General features: G+C 46.2%; 18 protein-coding genes. 9 read left to right on the plus strand and 9 right to left on the minus strand.

Annotation, left to right across the window (positions count from 1 at the left end):
* Positions 1-40 precede the first annotated feature (40 nt).
* From ubiG to yfaE, 5 genes are all read left to right on the plus strand, one after another.
* The gene (gene ubiG, locus MHN31_RS14735; protein WP_010384516.1) at positions 41-751 is read left to right on the plus strand and encodes a bifunctional 2-polyprenyl-6-hydroxyphenol methylase/3-demethylubiquinol 3-O-methyltransferase UbiG; all 711 of its coding nucleotides are present in this window, start codon (positions 41-43) and stop codon (positions 749-751) included.
* The gene (locus MHN31_RS14740; RefSeq protein WP_239444599.1) at positions 748-1,395 is read left to right on the plus strand and encodes an HAD-IA family hydrolase; all 648 of its coding nucleotides are present in this window, start codon (positions 748-750) and stop codon (positions 1,393-1,395) included. The genes ubiG and MHN31_RS14740 overlap by 4 nt, the downstream gene beginning before the upstream one ends.
* Positions 1,396-1,761: 366 nt before the next feature.
* Positions 1,762-4,047 carry a class 1a ribonucleoside-diphosphate reductase subunit alpha gene (gene nrdA, locus MHN31_RS14745; protein WP_049866282.1) on the plus strand — a complete coding sequence of 762 codons (2,286 nt, stop codon included), beginning with the start codon at positions 1,762-1,764 and terminating at the stop codon, positions 4,045-4,047.
* Between the two features lie 51 nt (positions 4,048-4,098).
* Positions 4,099-5,229 (plus strand): class Ia ribonucleoside-diphosphate reductase subunit beta, encoded by a 1,131-nt coding sequence (gene nrdB, locus MHN31_RS14750; RefSeq protein ID WP_239444600.1) that lies wholly within the window; start codon positions 4,099-4,101, stop codon positions 5,227-5,229.
* Positions 5,229-5,501 carry a class I ribonucleotide reductase maintenance protein YfaE gene (yfaE, locus tag MHN31_RS14755; RefSeq protein WP_138536021.1) on the plus strand — a complete coding sequence of 91 codons (273 nt, stop codon included), beginning with the start codon at positions 5,229-5,231 and terminating at the stop codon, positions 5,499-5,501. The genes nrdB and yfaE overlap by 1 nt, the downstream gene beginning before the upstream one ends.
* On the opposite strand, the gene MHN31_RS14760 is transcribed toward yfaE, so the two are convergent.
* Positions 5,493-6,017, minus strand: coding sequence for a YaeQ family protein (locus MHN31_RS14760; RefSeq protein ID WP_239444601.1), 525 nt, complete (start codon positions 6,015-6,017; stop codon positions 5,493-5,495). The two genes, yfaE and MHN31_RS14760, sit on opposite strands and share 9 nt — an antisense overlap.
* Before the next feature lie 141 nt (positions 6,018-6,158).
* On the opposite strand from MHN31_RS14760, the gene MHN31_RS14765 reads away from it, so the two are divergent.
* Positions 6,159-8,750: a TonB-dependent receptor gene (locus tag MHN31_RS14765; protein ID WP_239444602.1), complete on the plus strand. Its 2,592-nt coding sequence runs from the start codon at positions 6,159-6,161 to the stop codon at positions 8,748-8,750.
* Between the two features lie 266 nt (positions 8,751-9,016).
* Here MHN31_RS14765 and MHN31_RS14770 read toward each other — a convergent pair whose 3' ends face one another.
* The 3 genes from MHN31_RS14770 to MHN31_RS14780 all read right to left on the minus strand — a co-directional run bounded on the left by MHN31_RS14770 (position 9,017) and on the right by MHN31_RS14780 (position 12,453).
* Positions 9,017-9,565, minus strand: coding sequence for an NAD(P)H nitroreductase (locus MHN31_RS14770; RefSeq protein WP_138536025.1), 549 nt, complete (start codon positions 9,563-9,565; stop codon positions 9,017-9,019).
* An 82-nt stretch (positions 9,566-9,647) separates the two neighbouring features.
* Positions 9,648-10,349, minus strand: coding sequence for a DoxX family protein (locus MHN31_RS14775; RefSeq protein ID WP_138536027.1), 702 nt, complete (start codon positions 10,347-10,349; stop codon positions 9,648-9,650).
* Between the two features lie 142 nt (positions 10,350-10,491).
* Positions 10,492-12,453: an NADPH-dependent 2,4-dienoyl-CoA reductase gene (locus MHN31_RS14780; protein WP_125559721.1), complete on the minus strand. Its 1,962-nt coding sequence runs from the start codon at positions 12,451-12,453 to the stop codon at positions 10,492-10,494.
* Between the two features lie 241 nt (positions 12,454-12,694).
* Between MHN31_RS14780 and sppA the strand changes: the two genes are divergently transcribed.
* Positions 12,695-14,566 (plus strand): signal peptide peptidase SppA, encoded by a 1,872-nt coding sequence (gene sppA, locus MHN31_RS14785; RefSeq protein WP_228553227.1) that lies wholly within the window; start codon positions 12,695-12,697, stop codon positions 14,564-14,566.
* Between the two features lie 89 nt (positions 14,567-14,655).
* On the plus strand, positions 14,656-15,666 hold the full coding sequence (gene ansA / locus MHN31_RS14790) for an asparaginase (protein ID WP_125559725.1): 1,011 nt from the start codon (positions 14,656-14,658) through the stop codon (positions 15,664-15,666).
* A gap of 70 nt (positions 15,667-15,736) precedes the next feature.
* On the opposite strand, the gene gndA is transcribed toward ansA, so the two are convergent.
* A complete protein-coding gene (gndA, locus tag MHN31_RS14795) occupies positions 15,737-17,110 on the minus strand; it encodes an NADP-dependent phosphogluconate dehydrogenase (protein ID WP_125559727.1) in 1,374 nt (457 codons plus the stop codon).
* A gap of 319 nt (positions 17,111-17,429) precedes the next feature.
* Here gndA and pyk point away from each other — a divergent pair, with 319 nt between their 5' ends.
* On the plus strand, positions 17,430-18,863 hold the full coding sequence (pyk, locus tag MHN31_RS14800; protein WP_138536035.1) for a pyruvate kinase: 1,434 nt from the start codon (positions 17,430-17,432) through the stop codon (positions 18,861-18,863).
* Positions 18,864-18,932: 69 nt separating this feature from the next.
* Here pyk and MHN31_RS14805 read toward each other — a convergent pair whose 3' ends face one another.
* The 4 genes from MHN31_RS14805 to MHN31_RS14820 form a co-directional block, all read right to left on the minus strand.
* Complete coding sequence (locus MHN31_RS14805) at positions 18,933-19,757, minus strand: LytTR family DNA-binding domain-containing protein (RefSeq protein ID WP_125559731.1); 825 nt, start codon at positions 19,755-19,757, stop codon at positions 18,933-18,935.
* Positions 19,758-19,761: 4 nt separating this feature from the next.
* Positions 19,762-20,832, minus strand: a complete 1,071-nt coding sequence (locus MHN31_RS14810) for a histidine kinase (protein WP_010384498.1) — start codon at positions 20,830-20,832, stop codon at positions 19,762-19,764.
* A gap of 164 nt (positions 20,833-20,996) precedes the next feature.
* Positions 20,997-22,241, minus strand: a complete 1,245-nt coding sequence (locus MHN31_RS14815) for an amidohydrolase family protein (protein ID WP_239444603.1) — start codon at positions 22,239-22,241, stop codon at positions 20,997-20,999.
* Positions 22,242-22,251: 10 nt separating this feature from the next.
* Positions 22,252-23,634 (minus strand): amidohydrolase, encoded by a 1,383-nt coding sequence (locus tag MHN31_RS14820; protein WP_138536047.1) that lies wholly within the window; start codon positions 23,632-23,634, stop codon positions 22,252-22,254.
* Between the last annotated feature and the right edge of the window lie 276 nt (positions 23,635-23,910).

Genomic DNA, 23,910 nt, shown 5'->3' on the forward strand with positions numbered 1-23,910 from the left:
ATACCGATAGAATGCGCTCAGTTCAACGAGGAAGTTTTTTATGACCGAACATCAAAATGTGGATTTAAGTGAAATTGCAAAGTTTGAAGAGATAGCTGAACGTTGGTGGGATCGCGAAGGCGAATTTAAACCACTGCATGACATTAATCCGTTACGGCTAGACTTTATTAACGATCGCTGTGGTGGTTTGTTTGAGAAAAAAGTGCTCGATGTTGGCTGTGGTGGCGGTATTCTGACAGAAAGCATGGCAAAAATGGGCGCTCAAGCGCATGGCATTGACCTCGGTCAGGAGCCACTGAATGTTGCGAAACTACACGCGCTAGAAGCAGGCGTTAAAATTGATTACCGCAAAGTATCAGCAGAAGAATTTGCCGCACACCATAGCGCACAATTCGATGTTGTCACTTGCATGGAAATGCTTGAGCATGTACCCGATCCGGCTTCTATTATTGCAGCTGTTGCAAAAGCAGCAAAACCAGGTGCCGACGTGTTTTTCTCAACATTGAACAAGACACACAAAGCATTTTTGCTTGCAGTTGTCGCGGCTGAACGCGTGCTGAAGATGGTTCCCCCGGGCACCCACGACCATAACAAGTTTATCCGTCCCTCGACCCTGATAGGCTGGGCCGAAGCCGAAGGATTGAAAGTACGCCGCGCTGCTGGTATCAATTATAACCCATTTGGTAAAACCTTTACGCTGACGAATGACGTCAGTGTCAATTACCTCCTCCACTTTGAGAAACTCGCATGACACAGGCTGTAATATTTGATCTCGACGGTACCCTGCTCGACACCAGTGATGATCTGGGCGCCGCACTCAATCACGTTTTAAAACAGCACGAAATGGCCGAGGTATCACGCTCGGTATATAGCCCCGCTATTTCCAATGGTGTAAAGGCGTTGCTGGAAGTCGGGTTTGGGGAGCACCTCAGTAAATTCGACTTTGCAGCATTAAAACAACAGCTACTGGACCATTACGCACAACACATCGCTGTCCACTCGTGCTGCTTTGAGGGCATTGAAACTTTGCTTCAAACCTTATTAAGCAGAGAAATTAAAATTGCGATTATGACCAATAAGCCCACATTTCTGACCATGCCCCTGCTGGCTCAGATTAGCCAGCTTAAGGGTATTGAGGTGGTGGTATGCGGCGACACACTGGAAGTCGCCAAACCACACCCTGAGCCACTGCTACTCGCCGCAGAACAATTAGGCGTAGATCCAACCATGTGTACCTATGTTGGAGATGCTGAACGTGACATTGAAGCGGCAAAGGCGGCAGGAATGCGGTCAGCGGCAGCCTTGTGGGGATTCATTCCTTCCCTGGAAGAGGCACACAGCTGGTCTGCAGATCTAAATCTTACTAACCCAGAATCACTCATTTCGTATATTTAGTGGCATTGATTAAAAAATGCCACTATATGTAGTGTTTTGAACTATATTGAGAACAAACCTGCACAGAAAAAAAACAGTCGTGCAGTTTGCAAAATTTTCTTAAAAAAAGAGAAAAATCGATTGTCGTGAGTTGATTTTTTTTTGTTTGCAGCCATGTTGGATAGCAGAAGGTTAGTGTTTGCTAACATAAAAATATTATCCCTATGTTATCCACAATCCATAGAAAGTTGCTCTATTGCAAAATAGCGATAACCCCACTATCTTGTGATCCTCTTTCTAGCGGACACCATATATAGTGGTGAAATGCTAAGCAATTATGAATATGCGATGACAATTACCGCATTCCGGGGGAATACAGGCGTAGCTATGAACCAACAATTATCTGTCAGTAAACGAAACGGCCGTAAAGAGCCGCTTGATTTAGATAAAATTCATCGAGTGATAAACTGGGCAGCTGAAGGCCTGAACAATGTGTCTGTTTCTCAGGTAGAGCTTAAATCTCACATTCAGTTTTATGATGGTATTCGCACCGAAGACATCCATGAAACCATCATTAAAGCCGCCGCTGATCTCATTTCCAAAGATACGCCAGACTATCAATATCTGGCAGCGCGCCTGGCAGTATTCCATTTGCGTAAAAAGGCTTATGGTCAGTTTGAGCCACCGCATTTGTACGATCATGTGACTAAACTGGTTGAAGATAAGCGCTATGATGCGGGTTTGTTGACTGATTACACTCGAGAAGAATACGAGCAGTTAAACGACTTTCTGGAGCATGATCGTGATATGTCGTTTAGTTACGCCGCCGTTAAACAGCTAGAAGGTAAGTACTTGGTGCAAAACCGAGTGACTGGGGAAATCTATGAGAGCGCTCAGTTCCTGTATATTCTGGTTGCAGCAAGCTTGTTCTCAGATTACCCAAAAGAGACACGCCTTGATTACATAAAGCGTTTCTACGACGCGGTTTCACAATTTAAGATTTCACTGCCTACGCCAATTATGTCGGGCGTACGTACTCCGACTCGTCAATTCAGCTCGTGTGTATTAATTGAGACAGCAGACAGCCTTGATTCTATTAACGCTACGTCGTCAGCGATTGTTAAGTACGTTAGCCAACGCGCCGGGATTGGTGTTAATGCCGGTAGGATCCGTGCTCTGGGTAGCCCTATCCGTAATGGCGAAGCATTCCACACAGGCTGTATCCCATTCTACAAGCACTTCCAGACAGCGGTAAAAAGCTGCTCTCAGGGAGGCGTTCGTGGTGGTGCTGCGACACTATTTTACCCTCTATGGCACCTGGAAGTGGAGAACCTGCTGGTTCTGAAAAACAACCGGGGTGTTGAGGAAAACCGTGTAAGACACCTCGACTACGGTGTTCAGTTCAATAAAACGATGTACGCTCGCTTGATCAAAGACGATTACATCACTTTGTTCAGCCCATCAGATGTGCCTGGTTTGTACGACGCGTTCTTCGAAGATCAAGAAAAGTTCGAACGTCTGTATGTACAGTATGAGCAGGACGAGTCAATCCGTAAGAAGCGCATTAAAGCACTAGAGCTATTCTCTATGTTTGCTCAGGAACGCGCGAGTACTGGTCGTATTTATCTGCAAAACGTTGACCACTGTAATACCCACAGCCCGTTTGACGCAAAAGTTGCACCTATTCGTCAGTCTAACCTGTGTCTGGAAATTGCACTGCCAACTAAGCCACTGAGCCACGTCAATGACGAAGAAGGCGAGATTGCATTGTGTACTCTGTCTGCATTTAATCTTGGCGCTATCAGCAGCCTGGATGAACTTGAAGAGCTTGCTGAGCTGGCTGTTCGTGCGCTGGACAACTTGCTGGACTTCCAGGATTACCCTGTCCCAGCGGCGAAAAATGCCACTATGGGTCGTCGTACTTTGGGTATCGGTGTTATCAACTTTGCTTACTATCTGGCAAAAAATGGCGTTAAATACTCAGATGGCAGCGCCAATGGTCTGACGCACAGAACATTCGAAGCCATTCAGTATTACCTGATGAAAGCTTCTAACAAGCTTGCTCAGGAACGTGGTGCTTGTCCTAAATTTAATGAGACAACCTACGCAAAAGGCATCATGCCTATCGATACCTACAAAAAAGATGTAGACGGTATCTGTAACGAGCCCCTGCACCTTGACTGGGATGGATTACGTCAGGACGTTATGCAATATGGTATGCGTAACTCGACTTTATCTGCATTGATGCCATCTGAGACCTCGTCGCAGATCTCTAATGCAACAAATGGTATTGAGCCACCGCGCGGTCACATTAGCGTTAAGGCCAGTAAAGATGGTATCCTTAAGCAAGTAGTGCCTGAGTACGAGCGACTGAAGGACAACTACGAGCTATTATGGGATATCCCTTCAAACGATGGCTATTTAGGCCTGGTGGGTATTATGCAAAAGTTTGTTGACCAAACTATTTCAGCCAATACCAACTATGACCCAACTAAGTTTGAAGGTGGCAAAGTGCCTATGAAGCTGTTGCTCAAAGATTTACTTACCGCATACAAGCTTGGCGTGAAAACCTTGTATTACCACAACACCCGTGACGGTGCATCGGATGCTCAGGACGAAATGAAGCCTGAGGCTGAAGACGATGATTGTGCAGGCGGCGCTTGTAAAATCTAATCATAGTTAGCGGGTAATTTACCCGCTCTTTTTTGGTGTCGAGAATTATCTATGTCGTATTCTACGTTTAACAGAACCCACAACAATCAATTGCAGGAGCCGATGTTTTTCGGCCAATCTGTTAATGTCTCCCGTTATGATCAGCAAAAGTACCCTATTTTCGAAAAGCTGATCGAAAAACAACTGTCTTTTTTCTGGCGTCCTGAAGAAGTAGACGTCAGTAAAGACAGATTGGATTTCCAGGCATTACCAGAGCACGAGAAACACATTTTTCTAAGCAACCTAAAATATCAAACACTGTTAGACAGTGTGCAGGGGCGTTCTCCCAATGTTGCTTTGCTCCCTATCGTCTCAATCCCAGAGTTGGAAACCTGGATCGAGACCTGGGCTTTCAGTGAAACGATCCACAGCCGCTCTTACACGCATATTATTCGCAATGTCACTAAGTCACCTGAACTGATCTTCGACGATATCGTTGAAAACGATAAGATCAGTGAACGTGCAGAAGCGGTTACTAAACATTATGACGCTTTAATCGAAAAGGTCTCTTTGTACAATCTGTACGGCGAAGGTAAGCACGAAATCAACGGCGAAACAGTGCATATTAACCTGTTTGAGCTGAAGAAAATGCTTTATCTCTGCATTATGTCGGTGAACATCCTGGAAGCGATCCGCTTTTATGTGAGCTTCGCCTGTTCATTTGCATTCGCAGAACGTGAGCTCATGGAAGGTAACGCCAAGATCATCAAGCTGATCGCCCGTGACGAAGCACTACACTTGTCTGGTACTCAGCACATCCTTAACATTATGCAAGATGGCAAAGATGATCCAGAAATGGCGATAGTCGCTGCACAGTGTCAGGAACAAGCGATCCAGATGTTTGTAGAAGCCGCTGAGCAGGAAAAAGAATGGGCAGAATACCTATTTAAAGATGGCTCTATGATTGGCCTGAACAAAGACATTCTTTGTCAGTATGTTGAATACATTACCAATGTACGCATGGCTGCTGTCGGTTTACCTGCACAGTTTGAAAGTAACAGTAATCCTATCCCCTGGATCAACGCCTGGTTAGTGTCTGACAATGTTCAGGTTGCACCACAAGAGGCTGAGATCAGCTCATACCTGGTAGGTCAGATTGATGCGGAAGTCGATGCGTCTGACTTTGGTGACTTTGACCTGTAATGACAGACAGGCCAGTCAAAAAAATCTTTCTTGACCCTGAAAAAGAGCCGCTCCTTCACGCGGCTCACTCCCCTTCACTCCTTGCAACGCTTGAAGCCAATCAGGTTGAAGTTGCCTATCAGTGCAGAGAAGGGTTTTGTGGAGCGTGCCGCGCTAAGCTCTGCCGGGGAAAGATAGCCTACAATCAGGAACCTTTGGCATTCGTGCGTGACGGAGAAATTTTGCTCTGTTGCAGTCAGCCAGTTACCGATGTGATCATTAAGCTAGTGTAGTTTAATGATCTCACTTTGATAGTAATCCACTTTGTCACTCACGCTGATCACCCCATTATCTATAATCACGTCCCAATGCAGACTACGCGATAAAACACTGGCCAATTGACTCACAAAATCTGCGGATAGTGAAAAAATACGGATATCCCGTACCGCTATCAGATGAGGTGCCAGTTCTGCATACCAAGCATCAGCGTCAAACACCAGAAAAACCACCTTATTCGCTTGTTTACGATACTTGTGCAGTTCAATCAGGCTATGTTCTCCAGCATAAAGTGCAACGTCTACTTGCCCCTGCGCATTCTCTAGCCACACGTCTGGCTGATGCTTCTCTCTCACTCCCAGCCAGTGCACATTGTCTAAGTAAGACAGACCGCAAAACCCTATCAGCTTTAATACAAAATGCTCCAATGTCTCGGCTTTTTGCAGCGCTGCGGTGAACACTTCCTGATGATGTGAGCGATGAAACAAGTCTGCAATATTCATTCGCACCTTAAAAACAAAGAGATCAGTCATGATATTTGTACCTGAACCTATCAAACTAACTATATTAAGCCGTCAAAATAATGCAAACTTAAAGAGATAGTATAACATCATTGATACCGCAATAATGCGGTGTTATATTATTGCAAGTATAAACAATTCAGAATGAGTACTATGTTTAAGCAGTCTTTGATCACTTTTGCCATAACCAGCGCAATTTTTTCCTCGCAGGCCTCTGCCGCACAATTAAAAGGTAAAGTGCTGGATACCAATAACCAGCCAGTGCCAAATGCTACTGTGCATTTGCACGGTAAATCTCAGTCCGTTAAAACTGATATTAACGGCCAATTTAGCATTAACGTCGATCAAGCCGCTCAGCTGCATGTCAGTAAAGACAACTTTATCAATGAGCGCATTGATGTTTCTCCGGACTCACCTTATGTAACCGTTAAGCTGGCTCCAAGTTCAGTTGAGAGCGTAGTGGTATATGCCTCTGCTCTGCACAAAAGCAACATCGAAATGGCCTCTCCTGTAGCCGTTTTAAGTGGTGATGAGCTGAAAAACAGCGCAAAGCCAACTCTGGGTGAAACACTCAAGCAACTACCAGGTATCAACGCCAGTTATTTTGGCCCTGTCTCATCAAGTCCGATCATTCGTGGCTTAGATGGTCCACGCGTTAAAATTACCCAAAACGGCCTCGACAGCAGTGATGCATCTCGCGTCGGCCCTGATCATGCCAATACCAACGACTCTCTCGCTGCACAGCAAATTGAAGTGCTACGTGGCCCTGCTACATTGCTATATGGTTCAGGCGCTATTGGTGGTGTAGTTAATGTGGTTGATAATCGTATCCCAACTGATGTGATTGAAGGTGTTCAGGGTGCTGCTGAATTCAGCCATGACACCAATTCAAATACCAATACAGTCGCTGCTTTATTCGAAGCAGGCAACAACGGCTTTAACTTCCACTTTGATGGCGTAACGCGTAAAGGCGGCGATTACGAAACACCACGTTTCGGCTTACCTGGCGAAGAACATGACGAGCATGACCACGATGAACATGGACATGATGATCACGATGAACACGGTCATGATGAGCATGATGAGCATGATGAACATGGTCACGATGAGCACGGAGAAGAGGAACACGGCGAGACTGAGTACGCTGAGCGTGTTGCCAATACCTTTATCGACTCCGAGCAATTTAATATTGGTACCAGCTTCGTTGGCGACCACCTGACGGTTGGCTTGTCGTACGGTCGCATTGAAACCGACTACGGGATCCCTGCCCACTCGCATGAACATCACGACCATGGTGATGAACATGACCATGACCATGATGAGCATGACCACGACGAACATGATCATGACGACCATGATGAGCATAGCGAAGACGAGCACAACCATGCACATGGGACAGAAGAAGAAGCAGTCTTCGCTCGTGTTAAGCAAGACAGATGGCAGGCAATGTTTAACTATGCATTGCATAACAACTGGATCGAGTCTATTCAGGTGCGCGCAGGTTTTACCGATTATGAACACTCTGAAATTGAACATGGTGCCGTTGGAACAACGTTTACTAACGAAACAACTGAACTGAGAACTAATATCGAGCACAGGTTGGGCGAGTGGCACGGCATTATCGGTTATCACTTCTCTGACAGTGACTACGCCGCTGAAGGCGCAGAAGCGTTCACCCCTGCGACTAACACAAAAACACACGCATTCTACGTGCTTGAAGAGCGCCGTTTTGGTGATGTAACGTTAGAGCTGGGTGCACGTGTTGAAGACTTCGCATTGTCTAGCAACTTTACGTCAGGCCACGATGACCATGACGAGCATGATCATGATGACCACGGTCACGACGAGCATGACCACGAGCATGAAGGTCATGAAGATGAGCACATGGCTGAGGTGATCGACTATACACTGGATACTACTAACTTTAGCGCCTCAATTGGAGCCGTGTATGACTATGCAGAAGGGCAAAATGTTGCCGTTAACCTGTCTCGCTCAGAGCGTGCACCTCTGACTGCCGAGTTGCTGTCAAATGGCCTGCACATCGCCACCTCGACCTACGAGCTCGGCCTTGGCTACCACATCGAAGGTGATGAAGTTCACTTCGAACCTGAGCACATTGAACAGGAAAGATCGACGAACCTGGATATCAGTTTCAGACGTTTCATTGGCGATTTTGGTTACACAGTAAACTTCTTCTACAATGATGTCTCAAATTACTATTATCAGCGTAATACTGGCTACATGTATACCGGTGAACACGGCATTGAACTGGCTGATCATCACCATGATGGAGCCCTACCTGTATATCAGTTTGAAAGCGCCGATGCTGAACTATATGGGTTTGAATTTGACGCCCACTATCAAATTGATGCGCGTAACCGCATTAAGGTCTTTGGTGACCACCTGAGAGCTGAGCTGGACTCAGGCGAATACCTGCCACGTATTCCATCGAACAAGCTGGGCACAAGCTACCGCTTCGAGCTACAAGACTTTATGGCTGAACTAAGTGCTACTCACTACATGACGCAGGACAACCTCGCGCAGTCAGAAACTAAAACAGACAGCTACACCTTGCTTGATGCAAGCTTTAGCTACAACTTCAGTTTATCTGGTGTAGATCTGGTAGGTTATGTGAATGTAGACAACATCACTGATGAACTTGGCTTTGTACATAGCTCATTTATCAAAGAGCAAGCCCCGTTACCAGGACGTAACTTCAAGTTAGGGATCCGTGGTTACTTCTAAGTTTGTAGGCTCTGTTTTTCTTGTTAGCTAATAGCAAAAGACTAACAGTTCCTATCTGAGCCCAATGCCGCTGCAAAGCGGCATTTTCTTTATTAGCCCTACCATAATGATAAGCACTGTTAGAACCGTTTTAAAAGGCCTGTCCACTCACACGATTTAATGCCACTAATGCGCACCATACAGGCCCTATCAAGCTGTGCATCAAACCAACCGACTTCGATACTGTACGCCTAAAAACGTTAGAAGAATGCGGCTGGCTGCAAGAGTTATAACTGAGTAAAAAAGTCTTCAGGCTGATGCCTGACAGGTTTGGTACAGTGTACGGTTGGTGTACCCAGGTAAAGATAACCAACGATTTCATCCTGTTCATTCAATCCCAACTGGCGCTTCACCGAGTTACTTTGTGCAAAGTAACCCGTTCTCCATACGCCAGATAGCCCCTGAGCGAAGGCCGCCTGCTGCATAGCAAATACGCTACAAGCTGCGCTTTCTACTTGCTCTATTCTGGGCACTTTTGGATGTTCCATATAAGGAGAAACTGCAATGATAAGCATAGGAGCGCGTTCAGGTAAGGATTTAGCACGGTCAATGATGCGTTGCTCTTGTTGTTCCTCAACAGCCGCCTGATAAAAAATCTCGCCCAGTTTCTCCCTGCCATGCTCCTCAACCAGAATAAAGCGCCATGGTTTTAATCCACCGTGGTCTGGCACTTTAAGAGCTGCTTTTTTTATTACTTCCAGCTGAGCCGCATCAGGACCCGGGAATGACAAGTTGCTGTCGGATTGTCGCGTCGTTAATAGTTCAATGGCATCCATTTGTAATTCCTAAAATTTCTGTTAGTACCCTATTCTAACGCGACACCGGCGCAAAAGTTTAGTGTCTGCTTTCAAAAACCGCTTACGGCAAGTAATTTTGCTCAGGTTCCAGCGGCTTTCGGACCCAGTAATCCACACTAAAGTAGCGTCCACCTCCTGTAAACAAGAGGCTTATCAGCATCGCAAAATAGATAGCCGCGAACTCAATACCATTGTTCAGGATCACCGGATTGCCATACTCATAAAGATATTCTGGTAGCCCATTCGCTGCAACAATCTCTTTGATACGAGACAAGCGTTCAGCGACTTCTGCGCTTGCTTCCAGACTCTGCTTCGCAGCATCGCTGCCCAACCAGGCAAAAACCTGTGCTGCGCTGGTATCCGGATTACTGGGAGCAACTGAAAACCAGCCGTTATGCCAATGCACCTGAGTTGCAGCGACAAACATGGTCACAGCAAGTGGAATGGACACCAAACGTGTTGCCAGACCAATTAACAAAAACCAGCCACCGAGAAACTCTGTCCAGCCTGCCAGAAAGGCCAGCAAGTCTGGTGCTGGCAGGCCTAACCCCCAATCTGCGTTACCAAACCAGGCCACCACATTTTCATCGGCCAGCAAGCGCGACAGGCCAGTAATATCAGAATTGGCGAGGTTTAGTTTGCTGTAGCCGGCTATGATCATAACTGGTGCCAGGATCAACCTGAGCATCAATGGCGCCAGACCGTCGAGCAAGGCTAATCTAGTAAGAAAGGTACGATAAAAGGAATAGAGTGATTTAAACATAAATAAAGTCTGTGATAACTGATGTTATAGAGTGTAGACCTTAAATCACCGTTTTTTATTGCAAATAGTATGGTTTTAAATAGCACAAAACACGGGTGATATGCCTAATAAGCATGCCCGTGCTTTGTCTGCCCTGGAACGATTATATTTTTCTGGCAACCTGAAGGGCTTCATAAATAGCCCGTTTAGCATCAATGGCTGATGCCAATTTGGCTCCGCCTATCACATGTTGATTCGCAGGCATAGCCTCTTTGTTGAACAACGCATCATTAGAGGTTTGTCCAATACAGGCCACAACCGTGTCCACGTCCAGAACGCGCTCTTTACCCGCTTGCTTAACCAACAAACCTTTGCTGTCGAATGAGATATACTCGCACTCGGCAATCTGCTCAACATTGTGGTGCTTGGCAACAGCTCGGTGGATCCACCCTGTTGTCTTACCTAAGTTACTGCCAAAGCGTCCTTCACTGCGTTTAAGCATGTACAGCTTTTTTCCTGTTGCAGTGTCTGACGGCTGGCATTCAATTCCCCACTGCGCTTTGAACTCATCGATACTCTGATCGGCTTGCTCAGCGAGAAAAGCAACCATGTCGAAGCCAATACCACCCGCACCCAGAATCGCAATTTTGTCTCCTAGTTCAACTTCTTTGCGGATCACTTCATCGTAAGCGAAAACACGTTTGCCATCGCTGCAAGTAATTCTGGACTGTCTGGGGCTAACGCCCGTTGCGAAGACAATATCATCATAAGACTGAGCCATAGACGACTCGTACTCGCAACCCAGCTTCATGGTCACGCCCAGACGTGCTACTTCTTTGAGGAAGTAATTTAGGGTGTATTTAAAGTCTTCCTTACCAGGTATGCGCATTGCCAGATTGAACTGACCTCCGGCATGTTGATTCTTATCAATCAGTGTAACTTTGTGTCCTTTCTTAGCCAGATAGCAACTTGCAGACAGGCCTGCTGGCCCAGCGCCCACAACCAATACCTGCTTAGGGCTGTTGGTGCGCTCCAGCGGATAATCCAGTTCATAGCCGGCCTGTGGGTTAACCAGGCAAGTTGCCCGCTTACCTTTAAACACGTGATCAAGGCACCCCTGATTACAGCCGATGCAAATATTGATCTGTTCAGGTTTATTTTCAGCATACTTATTAAAGAATTCTGGATCCGCAAGTAATGGCCGCGCCATAGAAATCAAGTCAGCCTCACCTTGGTTCAAAATATCATTTGCCAGCTCAGGTGTGTTAATTCGGTTCACGGCCACGACCGGAATATCGACCACATCTTTAAGCCGCTTTGATGCTTCACGAAACGCCCCGGCCGGTACCATGCTAGCAATCGTCGGGACACGTGCTTCGTGCCAACCAATACCGGTATTCAGAATGTCGACACCGGCTTCTTCCAACGCTTTGGCTTGAAGCGTAACCTCTTCAGCAGTCGAGCCATTGGGGATCAGGTCCATAACTGACAAACGGAATACTATGATAAACTTTGCGGATACCTTTTCTCTTACTGCGCGTACCACTTCAACCGCCAGTCGCATGCGATTTTCCAGCGTTCCCCCGTATAAGTCCTGACGCTTGTTGGTATGCTCAGCCATAAACTCATTGATCAGATAACCTTCAGAGCCCATGATTTCCACCCCATCATAGCCCGCCTTTTCTGCCATTTTGGCCGATTTAGCAAAGTCTTTGACGGTATTGCGGATCATGCTCAACGACATCGATTTTGGCGTATATGGATTAATGGGTGCTTTAATATCACTGGGTGCAACATTAAATGGATGATACGCGTAGCGCCCTGCATGTAATAACTGAAGACAAATTTTACCGCCATGTGCATGGACAGCATCGGTATAGGCGCGATGCTTAATGATGTCATAGCGGCTATTAAATGAAGAAGATATCGGCGTAAGTTTACCACGCAGGTTTGGGCTATACCCACCGGTGATGATCAGGCCAACCCCCCCTTTTGCGCGCTCCTCATAAAACGCTTTGAGTCGTTTCCTGTTGTGCCATCCCTCTTCCAGGCCTGTATGCATCGAGCCCATGACCAAGCGATTTCGCAAATCTGTGTTCTTCAATTGTAGTTTTTGTTCTAACATTGCGTGCCCCAATGTAACTGGTCTTACCTGTGAACATTAACGATTTTATATTTTTTCGCAAGCAAAAACCGCGACTAATTTCTGTTAAATACGATTCAATGATAGAAAAGTGATTGATTTTTCGCCCATCGTCGCCAAATAAATACTTAGTTACGTTTTTGTTCTAACGACGCTGCGGCAACTAAGTTATGATTAACAGTGAGTACATTCCACTAAGACATTCAGAGGTATAGCTTTGAAATTGATCGGTAAATTTTTTCTCGGGATCTGGCACGCGATAAACTTTTCTCGCCGCTTGATCCTCAATTTTTTGTTCTTCTTCCTGATCATTGCAGCGATGATCGGTGTTTTCTCAACGGAGGAGCAACCTCAGGTAACGCAGGACAGTGTATTGCGACTGAACTTGTCTGGTAAACTGGTTGAGCAACTAACTTATGTTGACCCAATAGACGCAGCTATGGGAGACGTGTTCGGTAAACAAGACCTGCCCAAAGAAATGCTGGTCGACGATGTTGTAAACACCATCAATACAGCGGCCCGCGACCCCCGCATCAAAGCGCTTTACCTAGATTTACGTCATATGCACTACGCACACCTGGATAAGTTACGTGATATTGCCGGTGCTATTGAATCTTTCAAAGAATCAGAAAAAAAGGTCTTTGCGCATAGCCCGTATTTTAGTCAGTCTCAGTATTATCTGGCCGCTCACGCCGACGAAGTATCTGTTCACCCGTACGGGGGCATTAACATCAGTGGCTATGGCTCCTACCCAATGTACTTTAAAGAGGCACTGGAAAAGCTCAAGGTCACACAACACATCTTTCGGGTAGGTACCTATAAGTCAGCGGTTGAGCCATTCATTCGTAATGATATGTCTGCGGCTGCAAAAGAAGCCAACAAACTTTGGCTTAACACTTTATGGTCTCAGTACAAACAAGACGTAGCAAACAAGCGCGGATTTGAACTTGCCAACTTTGACGAAACACTTACTCAATATGTAGATAAAATGGCCTCGGTGACCGGCGACTCTGCGCAATTTGCCTTAAAGTATGGCTGGGTTGATTCACTCGAAACAGACCAGGAATTCAACCAAAAAATGATTGACCTGGTAGGCACTCAGAACAATGGTAAGCGCTTCAAACAAATCTCTTTCGAGGACTACTTTGCAAGTACCGCGTCACACGACTTTGGCCCGAATCCATTTACCGAAAAAGTCGCCGTAGTCGTTGCAAAAGGCACGATTGTCGACGGCAAACGTAAAGCCGGTATGATAGGCGGTGACTCAACAGCGGCTCTGCTACGAAAAGCCCGACTGGATGACAAAGTAAAGGCTGTGGTGTTAAGAATTGATTCTGGTGGCGGCAGTATGTTTGCTTCCGAAGTTATTCGTAACGAAGTGCTGGCCATTAAAGCTGCCGGAAAACCAGTGATTGCGTCTATGGGCTCAGTGGCAGCATCAGGCGGCTACTGGATTGCAGCGTCTGCTAACGAAATTTGGGCGTCTCCAAGTACAATTACCGGATCTATTGGTGTCTTTGGAACCATCTTAACCTTTGAGAATTCATTGAAAGAATTGGGCGTATATTCAGACGGTGTGGCAACGACTGAGCTTAAGTCGTCCTCTTTGTCCAGAGGCCTGGATCCTAAGTTTGCAGATGTATTGCAAATGGGTGTGGAAGATGCCTACAACAAGTTTATTTCTGTGATAGCAGATTCCCGTAACCTGCCAGTATCTGACGTAGATGATGTCGCACAAGGCCGGGTATGGCTTGCTACTCAGGCGCATGAGTTTGGGCTTATTGACCAACTTGGTACTAAGCAGCAAGCGATTGAAGCTGCTGCAAAAATGGCCAACCTTGAGCATTACGATATTTACACTGTTGAGCAAACCCTGTCAGAAAAGGAGCAGCTACTACAGGATATTTTCGGCTCAGCAACCATGCAGTCTTTGCTTTCAGCGTCAGAAGATAATGCGCCGTCATTAAATCCGATTGCTCATGAAGGACTCAACCAGCTTTTCTATCAGGTGAAACAAAGTGCTGCGATGATCACACAATTTAATGACCCTAACAACATCTACACCTTGTGTACCACTTGCATAGTGGGTGAGTAAGGAATGTCTCAATGATTTGACTGCATTGTGATGCTGCAGTTGATATAATTAGCCCGGACTAGGATCCGGGCTTTTTTTTAGGTACCAGAATGAAAAGAAAAAAAATCTATATTGCCTATACAGGCGGCACAATTGGCATGAAGCAATCCAGCCGGGGGTACGTACCCGTCGCAGGATATCTCACAGAGACGGTAAAAAGTAATGCTGAATTCACCCGAGAAGAAATGCCCCTGTTCGACATTCATGAATACTGCCCACTGATCGATTCATCTGACATGTCGCCACAACACTGGCAACTAATAGCCGACGACATTAAGAGTAAATACGAAGAGTACGATGGGTTCGTCGTATTGCATGGCACAGATACCATGGCTTACACGGCATCTGCACTGTCATTTATGTTCGAAAACCTGACCAAGCCTGTGATTATCACAGGTTCACAAATTCCCCTGTCCCAACTTCGCTCTGATGGCCAGGTTAACTTGCTTAATGCAATGTATCTCGCCGCAAACTACCCCATTGCCGAAGTAAGCCTGTTTTTTAATAACAAACTCTTTCGAGGTAATCGTGCCATCAAAGCACATGCTGACGGATTTGACGCCTTTGCCTCTCCCAATATGGCCCCTCTCGCTCAGGCAGGGATCAATATTCAATTACTCGAAGGTCAGCTCAGCCCATACGTTGACCAGGGTTTGCGCGTCACATCTGTTGCATCACAACCCATAGGCGTGCTGCACCTGTACCCAGGTATCAGTAGCACCATGGTAGCGAATGTGCTGCAGAGTGATATCAAAGCCCTTATATTGCTGAGCTTTGGTGTCGGCAATGCACCTCAGCAAGAAGACATTCTTAACGCTCTTAAAACGGCCTCGGACAGAGGGGTCGTGATCGTTAATTTAACCCAGTGTATTCAGGGGCAGGTTAATATGGGTGGCTATGCGACAGGTAACGCCCTACTCAACTGCGGCGTAATTAGTGGGTATGATATGACGTTGGAAGCATGTCTGACTAAGCTACATTACTTATTCAGTCAGGGTCTCGAACTGGAGACCGTACGTCACCTGATGCAAGACAACCTGCGTGGTGAACTGACTCGTTAGCCATCATACGCACACATACAAAAAAGCCCGGGCTGACATCCCGGGCTTTTTATTTGAACAGTCAAACAATTTATCTGACTTTAGCGTCAATCTCAGCTAAATCAGTCAGGTGACACGACTCACCGCTGTGGGTCTTAATTCCGTGCTCACCGAAATAATCACGCTGCGCCTGAACTAAGTGGCCATTGCTCGGCGTACTCAGTGTCGCGAAATAAGTTTGTGTAGAAGCCAGTACAGGGAACGCCAGGCCACTCTGAATTGCCTGACCAGCAATTTTACGTAAAGCATTGGCAGGCCCTTCTTGTGTATCCAGGAACTCAACGCCTTTGGCAATATCGTCCAGATAATCGGCTCTGATGATACACCCTGCACGCCATGTCTGAAGGGTTTTATCCAGATCAACTTTCCACTGGTGCGATCTGGACGCGCCTTTGATCAGTGCCAAACCCTGACGATAACAAAGCAGGCTGGCAAAATAGAATGCATCTTTGAGTTCATCCAAATCCAGATCTACACTGTTTGTTGCACGCTGAGCATACGTCATTTCTTTCGCTGCTGGTGTATCTATGGTGTTGGTCAAATGTCTGGCTTGCACAGCAGCCACCAAAGACGGAACTGCGATCCCAAGCTCAAGCGCATTTTGTGCAGTCCAAAGACCCGTACCCTTTGCACCCACTTTATTGTCAATTAGGTCAACCATAGGTTCATTCTGATCGCTTTCAAGGCTCAGAATATGGCTTGAAATAGCGAGCAGATAGCTGTTAAGCGGCCCTTCAGACCAGCTCTTAAACACCTCTGCTACCTGAGCAGGTGAGCGGCCGGTACCTATGCGTAACAGCTGATACATCTCTGCGATAAGCTGCATCAAGGCGTACTCAATACCATTGTGAACCATCTTCACAAAATGGCCACTAGCCGACTGACCAACACGTGCAAAGCAAGACTCACCATTGTGCGTGGCAGCCACTTTTTCGAACCAAGGAATTAAGCGCTCCCAGCCACCTTCTGAACCACTGGCCATCATAGCAGGCCCATGTCGAGCCCCTTCTGCACCACCCGAAATCCCCATCGTGGCAAACTCGAACTTGTTCTGGTACTTAAGTTTGCGGGCAATACCATCTTTGTAGTTACTATTGCCACAATCGACAATGATGTCGCCTTTCTCGACACCCGCTTCAATTAAGTCCTGACACACTTTATCAACCAGCTCACCAGCCGGTACCAGAAGCAAAACAGACCTTGGCGTATCCAATCGCTTAACCATGTCAGCAAGATCGGAAACGATGTGAAGGCGCTCGGCAATACCCGACGACTGCGCGCAACTTAATAGCTCCGCTCCCGCGTCCGGGTTTTTATCATAGGCAACTAATGTCATGCCCTGTTCTATAAGATTTAGCGCGAGGTTTTTCCCCATCACACCCAAACCAACTAATGCAACTTGCATTAAGTTTTCCTCCTCGGTAACAAATTCAATAGTCTTTCGGTAGCGTACCGTCATTATACCCGAGCTGAGTCGGATATAAAGCGTTCAGCTTACCTCACTGATCCCGCCTACCTGATTGTAAATTAATCAATTTTAGATAAGTACGGCATGTTATTGACAAAAAGTCGTGATTGACGCCACCTGACACCGGTGTCATAATCAGTTCATATAGATCATATAATTTAATTTGCATGTTAAAAAGGGCTATAAGATATTTCTTTCTTAAAACCCAGCAAGTTATCCAGATAAAGTCACCGAGACAAGCCAACAGGAGAACCTGATGCTTAGACGCACAAAGATTGTAGCAACACTAGGGCCAGCTACAGATAGAGATAATAACTTAGAAAAAATCATTCGCGCAGGTGCAAACGTCGTTCGTTTGAACTTTTCCCACGGTGTCGCACAGGACCATAAAGACCGCGCAGAAGCAGTCCGGGAAATTGCAAAAAAGTTGAACAAACACGTCGCAATACTGGCTGATTTGCAGGGTCCCAAAATTCGTGTTTCTACATTCAAAGACGGCAAAGTTAACCTAGACGTAGGTGCAAAGTTTACTCTAGACGCTGAACTTGAAAAAGGTGAAGGCACTATCGAGTCTGTCGGTATTGATTATAAAGAGCTACCAAATGATGTAAATGCGGGCGATTTACTTCTGTTGAATGATGGTCTTATCCAGCTAACCGTAGATAACGTTGCGGGCAATAAAGTGCACTGTACGGTTACTGTCGGCGGTGTCCTTTCGAACAATAAGGGCATCAACCGATTGGGGGGGGGCCTGACAGCGCCTGCATTTACCGAAAAAGACAAAGAAGATTTACTTACTGCGACTGAAATTGGCGTTGACTATATTGCCGTTTCATTCCCGCGCAGCGGCGACGACATGCGCTACGTTCGGGGCCTTGCTGAAAAAGCAGGATCAGACGCACAACTACTGGCTAAGATTGAACGTGCAGAAGCCGTTGATTCAGTTGAAGCGATTGACGACATTGTATTAGCCTCAGACGCAGTGATGGTTGCACGGGGTGATTTGGGTGTAGAAATTGGTGATGCGGCCTTGGTAGGCAAGCAAAAGCAAATCATTAGCCGTGCACGTTCACTCAACAGAACGGTTATCACTGCAACACAAATGATGGAATCTATGATAGATAACCCGATGCCGACCCGTGCCGAAGTCATGGACGTAGCAAATGCGGTACTGGATGGCACTGATGCCGTAATGCTGTCAGCAGAAACAGCTGCAGGCGAATATCCGGAAGAAACCGTCGCAACGATGGCACGTGTTTGTCTTGGTGCTGAATCACAGCCACAAACACATATTTCAAGACACCGACTGGATAGCATGTTTACTGATACGTCAGAAACACTGGCCCTGTCAGCTATGTATGCGGCAAACCATCTGACTTCAGTAAAAGCCATCGTTGCACTGACTGAGTCTGGAAATACATCTAAATTAATGTCGAGAATTAGCTCTGGCTTGCCAATCTATTCACTTTCTCGACATGCCAGAACACTTGGCCAGACAGCGCTCTATCGGGGCGTTTATCCGGTTTATTTTGATTCTACTCAATGTAGTGGAGAATCAACCGTTCGCGATGCGCTAAATACACTGGTCGAAACAGGTGCGCTGGAACAAGGCGATACGGTGATCCTAACTCACGGTGACGTAATGGAAACCATTGGTGCGACCAATACAATGAAAATTGTCACCGTCTAGAGAGTCTGAGTCCGGGTGGCATTGCTGCCCGGATAACCCTTCCGTCTCAATTCATCATCCAAAAACTGTCTAGCTTGCTAAAGCCGCTTTAACTTTGTCACGGTAGCTTCGGCTGACTTTTAACTCCTGGCCATTTTCTAACACCAACAAATACTCGCCACTGCTTTGTGTAACCAGCTTGCTGATCTGCTTGGTATTGACGATAGCTGAGCGATGAACACGCACAAATAATTTAGGGTCCAATTCCTGCTCAAGCTCTTTCATCGTTTTACGCAAAATATGAGTCTGACCGTCAGAGCAGTGCAAACACATGTAATCTCCGGCAGCATCAATCCATTGAATAGAGGCAGCAGATACTCGAATGATTTCCCCCTGCTCTTTTACCGCAATCGACTCTGGATACTTTTTGTCTTCAATGGTGTCACCAGTAGCCAATTTACGCAGAATTTCTTCGCAGTTATTGCCTGTGATACCGGCAACGAAGCTGGCGAGCTTTTTCTTGTGAGCATTATCTTGTTGTGTTTTCAAATAGCTATGCACTTTTTCAACCGCCTGTTTTAGTCTGTTGTCATCTACGGGCTTTAGGATGTAATCTAAAGCATGAATTTCAAAGGCTTTTACTGCATAATGATCAAAAGCAGTGACAAACACGATGGCCGGCAACGGCTTAACACTCTCACTGAGCGCTCTGGCCACTTCAAACCCATTCATGGTTGGCATTTGAATATCGAGAAATACCAGATCGATTTGTTGATTGGCGCATAACTCAAGCGCTTGCTCCCCTGAGCTGCACAACTCGATAACGTCTATGTCTTCTATCTGTTTTAAGCGCACAGCCAGGCCTTTTCTGGCTAGGGACTCATCGTCTACTATTAGCGTTCTGATTTTGCTCATTACTTTACTTCTCAGCCTTTTCAAAAGGAACTCGTATATTCACCTTCAATCCAGAAGGCGTATTGTGCGCAAGCACAAATGAATAATTATTTTCGTATAATGTTCTTAGTCTGTCCTGGGTATTGGCAATACCTACCCCCTGGACATTGCTCAACTGGCCATTTTCTATGGACGCACCCGGCCCGTTATCACCTACCTCTAACAATAGCTCATTGGCAAAAACCTGAGCTCTTATCTCGATTTTGCCACCACTGGCCATATGCGCAATAGCATATTTGATTGAGTTTTCAATTAACGGTTGCATGATCAGACTAGGCACCAGTGCTTGTTTGGCTTCTTCAGTGATATCAAAAACCACTTCAAGGCGTTCATCAAAGCGCACCTTCTCAATATTCAAATACAATTTGAGTGCATGCAACTCCTGCTCTAGCGGTACTTTTTTTATTGGGTCTGTATTTAATGTATAACGCAGGAAATCGCTCAGCCTGGACACCATTTGATTGGCATCTTTATTCTCTTCAACCAGTACCAGCGTTGAAATGGCATTGAGTGTATTAAAAAGAAAGTGGGGATTTAGCTGGTAACGCAGCATTTTAAGTTGCGCTTCGTGGGCCATCGTATTAGCTTTCAGTGCCTTCTGTCGTTCACTTTGCAGCAGCTGATAGTACTTAATACCGAAATATAGACCACTCCAACACAAAATAATGTAAACAGAATCCAAACCTTGCTGAAGGTAGTAATACCATTCTTCGGGCCTGTATCCATGCCGGTAAATTTCCCACATGTTAAACTTCTGAACGACAGACCAAAGTGTGCCTGTCAGGTAAGAGGTGCTAAAAACAACAAAGATAAGCAATAGTGGTTTTGCGTTCCATACTTTACGGTAGAGATAACGCAATGGCACTGTCATCAGACAACCTGCATAGGCGTTTAGCACGATCACAAAAACGTAAATATCGCGCATTTCGAATACTTTTGAACCTATGTAGTTTACCAATGCATAGCCAATCCAGCCTGCAATTTGTAAAACCCAGAAAAATCGCTGTCGATTATCGACCAGAGCTTGCCACTTCAAACGTTTATAACCTCTTAAGACTTAGCCAAATTATATCCTATGGCAGCCCCATTCAACAGCGCCAGCGGTCTTACTTTTTTAACGGTTAAACGCAAATCGACAGAGTGAAAATATGATTTTTAGGCAAGAAAAAAGGCCCTGACGGACCTTTATCGATATCTTGATTACTTAGTATACGCGCGAGGCATATCGGAGTCTGTGGTATAGCGGTCTCTTAGTTTATCGTGACGAGATTCTGTACTCACTTCTTCACCATTGATCCAGAGTTTATCTAAGGTTGTAGTAAACTCAAATGGGTCGGCGCTCCAAAGTACCAAATCTGCACGCTGGCCAGAGGCAATCTTACCCCCGTCCAGGTCAAATACATCTGCAATATTGCTACTGACCGCTTTTAGCGCCCCTTCGTAACTCATACCATGTGCGACAGCAATACCCGCATCGAAACGCAGCTGATACAAATTGTGCGCCCCTTCAAATGCAAAACCAGACAACAGCACTTTTACGCCAGCACGCTCAAGCTCTCCGGCGTTGGTCAGATCAGCATGTAATGAGCTAAAACTGGTTGGCAAGTTAGACACTGCACTGATAACCACAGGAACATTCGCCTTAGCGATTTCCTCTTTAACCAGAACAGCGTCATTCACGCCCCAAAGAACCAGGTTAAGGCCAAACTGCTCTTTCACCTTCAATACTTCAAGGATGTCAGATGCGCGTTCTACGCCAACAACAACTGGCATTTCACCTTTCAATACTGCGGTCAGTACCTGCTCTTCCTGGCTTGGCTTCTTCGCTGCTTTCTTATCGTCTTTCTTGCCCTTATCAGACAGCTTTTGCTGCTGACCTTCAAGCTTTTCTGCCAGGGTTTTGTATTTCATTGCACGCGACCCGGTGCTGCTTGCATCCATGTCAACCAACAATGCAGTGCGCGTCTTCAGTACACTGCCAAACTCTCCGGATAAGTCCACTACAAAGGCTAACCCTTTGAAAATGCTCTTTCCGCCATGTGGCATTACCACATTTTGCGTGATACCGCCTTTGCGACCATATGGGATCAACGACGAACGAGGGTTGAATGCCGGGCTGGCATCAAAATCCACGTCGGCTTTATCATCACCTGCATCTCTTGAGCCGGCCACTGCGCTCACTTCAACCAGTCCTAGCTGGTTCATTGAACCAATAAAACCAGGCGTAAGAACTCGGCCTTGTGCATCAATCGTCACATCGGCCTCGATACTCGTTGGGTTAATCGCAGTGATGGTGCCGTCTTCAATTACCACAGTTGCCCCTTCCAGGGTACCCGCGTCAGTCAATGTGTGAACCTTAGCATTGGTGATCGCCGTGATCTGAGCAAATGCGGCTGAAGAAGCCAGCAATGCACTGGTCAATAAAGAAATCTTAAACTTATTCATCATTTACTCCTTAGCGCTGACCCAGCATAAAATCACTCACCGCCTGATATTTCTCATCGAAGCGGTCATATACTTTGGCACCGTCGATGTAGACGGTTTCGGCTTTAGAATAAACGCTAAATGGATTGCGGTCCCAGATAACAATATCCGCTTGCTTACCTTGTTTGACCGACCCGGTCTTTTCTTCGATACCGAGCGATTTAGCCGCATTATATGTGATCCATTTAATGGCATCTTGCTCTTTAAGCGAGAATCCGGCCTGGTTCGCAGTGTTCATGATTTTGGCAGCTTCATGATTCAAACGTTGGATTGTGGTGTCTGAATCAGAGTGAACAACGGCACATGAATTTTTAACGGCATCCACGATGGCAACGTTTTCAGGAACCATGTCATATGCTTCCATTTTGAAGCCCCACCAATCAGGCCACAATGCGGCACAATTACCATTCTCGGCAAGCAGATCAGCGACTTTATAAGCTTCAATACCATGGTGGAAAGTACCCGAGTGATAATTAAACTCTTTAGAGAGGTCGATCATCATGGCCATTTCTTCCGCTTTATAGCAGTGATTGTGGATCAGGATTTCACCGTCAAGCACACCACGAAGCGTATCCAGACGAATGTCACGTTTTGGTGCATCCGGGTTCAGTCCTGCCGCATAAGCCGCATCATATTGTTCCCAAGCCTGTTTGTATTCGCTCGCCTCAGCCCAGGCAGCACGATATCCCGCCATGTTACCCATACGCGTATAAGGTGCGACGCCCTTACCACCATAAACACGTTTCGGGTTTTCACCACACGCCATTTTCAGACCATAGGGTGCATCCGGAAACTTCATGCCTTGCATAGTTGGTGATGGCACGTTCTTCAGCGTTACACTGCGACCGCCAAACAGATTGGCAGAGCCGGGCAGGATCTGTAAGGTGGTGATCCCGCCTTCACGCGCCCGGTTAAAGCCCGGGTCCTGTGGCCAAACTGAGTGCTCAACCCATACCTGGGCTGTATTCGGCTTGGTGATCTCGTTACCGTCTGCATGAGACTCTACAGAAGGGCTTGGATAAGCACCCAGATGTGAATGCACATCAATAATACCTGGTGTGACCCATTTACCCTGAGCATCTATGGTCACGTCAGCCTGAGCGGACAGGTCTTTACCAACCTGGCTGATTTTGCCGTCTTTAAGCAATACATCCGTGTCTTCCAACAGCTCGCCTGTACCTGTCAGTACAGTTGCATTGGTGATTAAAGTGGAGCCTGAGCTATGAGGCTGATAGGTACTTGGGTATGGATTTTTATCAATGGTGACTTTTTCTTTCTGAGGGCCTTTGTCCTGGCACCCTAAAAGAACTGTACTTAATGCAAGTACAATCGCCGTCGGCTTGAATTTTTGCATCATATTTCTCTTATTGTTCTGCGTGATTGATCACCCCGCAGAGTATTGGCTTACAATTGACGTAAAATTGCAACTAAGTTTCGACAGTTCACAATATAGCTCGGCCATCTGCACATTTCGAGTTTTCTCCCTGCAATAGAGACTAAGCTGACTTTAATACACCTGCTATTAGCTGTAATGGCATTCTTGGAGCCAAGCATAACCGCATGATCAGCCCCTATTTTTTCTACATCAATGCCGCGAATCCAAGTGTGACTCCTAAAGGTGTTGCAAACT

The sequence above is a fragment of the Pseudoalteromonas sp. McH1-42 genome, from assembly GCF_022347845.1.
GTDB lineage: Bacteria > Pseudomonadota > Gammaproteobacteria > Enterobacterales > Alteromonadaceae > Pseudoalteromonas > Pseudoalteromonas rubra_D.

Excerpts from the sequence above, each read along its gene's own strand:
- ubiG (WP_010384516.1), top strand. The coding sequence starts at position 41 with ATGACCGAACATCAAAATGTGGATTTAAGTGAAATTGCAAAGTTTGAA.
- MHN31_RS14740 (WP_239444599.1), top strand. The coding sequence starts at position 748 with ATGACACAGGCTGTAATATTTGATCTCGACGGTACCCTGCTCGACACC.
- nrdA (WP_049866282.1), top strand. The coding sequence starts at position 1,762 with ATGAACCAACAATTATCTGTCAGTAAACGAAACGGCCGTAAAGAGCCG.
- nrdB (WP_239444600.1), top strand. The coding sequence starts at position 4,099 with ATGTCGTATTCTACGTTTAACAGAACCCACAACAATCAATTGCAGGAG.
- yfaE (WP_138536021.1), top strand. The coding sequence starts at position 5,229 with ATGACAGACAGGCCAGTCAAAAAAATCTTTCTTGACCCTGAAAAAGAG.
- MHN31_RS14760 (WP_239444601.1), bottom strand. The coding sequence starts at position 6,017 with ATGACTGATCTCTTTGTTTTTAAGGTGCGAATGAATATTGCAGACTTG.
- MHN31_RS14765 (WP_239444602.1), top strand. The coding sequence starts at position 6,159 with ATGTTTAAGCAGTCTTTGATCACTTTTGCCATAACCAGCGCAATTTTT.
- MHN31_RS14770 (WP_138536025.1), bottom strand. The coding sequence starts at position 9,565 with ATGGATGCCATTGAACTATTAACGACGCGACAATCCGACAGCAACTTG.
- MHN31_RS14775 (WP_138536027.1), bottom strand. The coding sequence starts at position 10,349 with ATGTTTAAATCACTCTATTCCTTTTATCGTACCTTTCTTACTAGATTA.
- MHN31_RS14780 (WP_125559721.1), bottom strand. The coding sequence starts at position 12,453 with ATGTTAGAACAAAAACTACAATTGAAGAACACAGATTTGCGAAATCGC.
- ansA (WP_125559725.1), top strand. The coding sequence starts at position 14,656 with ATGAAAAGAAAAAAAATCTATATTGCCTATACAGGCGGCACAATTGGC.
- gndA (WP_125559727.1), bottom strand. The coding sequence starts at position 17,110 with ATGCAAGTTGCATTAGTTGGTTTGGGTGTGATGGGGAAAAACCTCGCG.
- pyk (WP_138536035.1), top strand. The coding sequence starts at position 17,430 with ATGCTTAGACGCACAAAGATTGTAGCAACACTAGGGCCAGCTACAGAT.
- MHN31_RS14805 (WP_125559731.1), bottom strand. The coding sequence starts at position 19,757 with ATGAGCAAAATCAGAACGCTAATAGTAGACGATGAGTCCCTAGCCAGA.
- MHN31_RS14815 (WP_239444603.1), bottom strand. The coding sequence starts at position 22,241 with ATGAATAAGTTTAAGATTTCTTTATTGACCAGTGCATTGCTGGCTTCT.
- MHN31_RS14820 (WP_138536047.1), bottom strand. The coding sequence starts at position 23,634 with ATGCAAAAATTCAAGCCGACGGCGATTGTACTTGCATTAAGTACAGTT.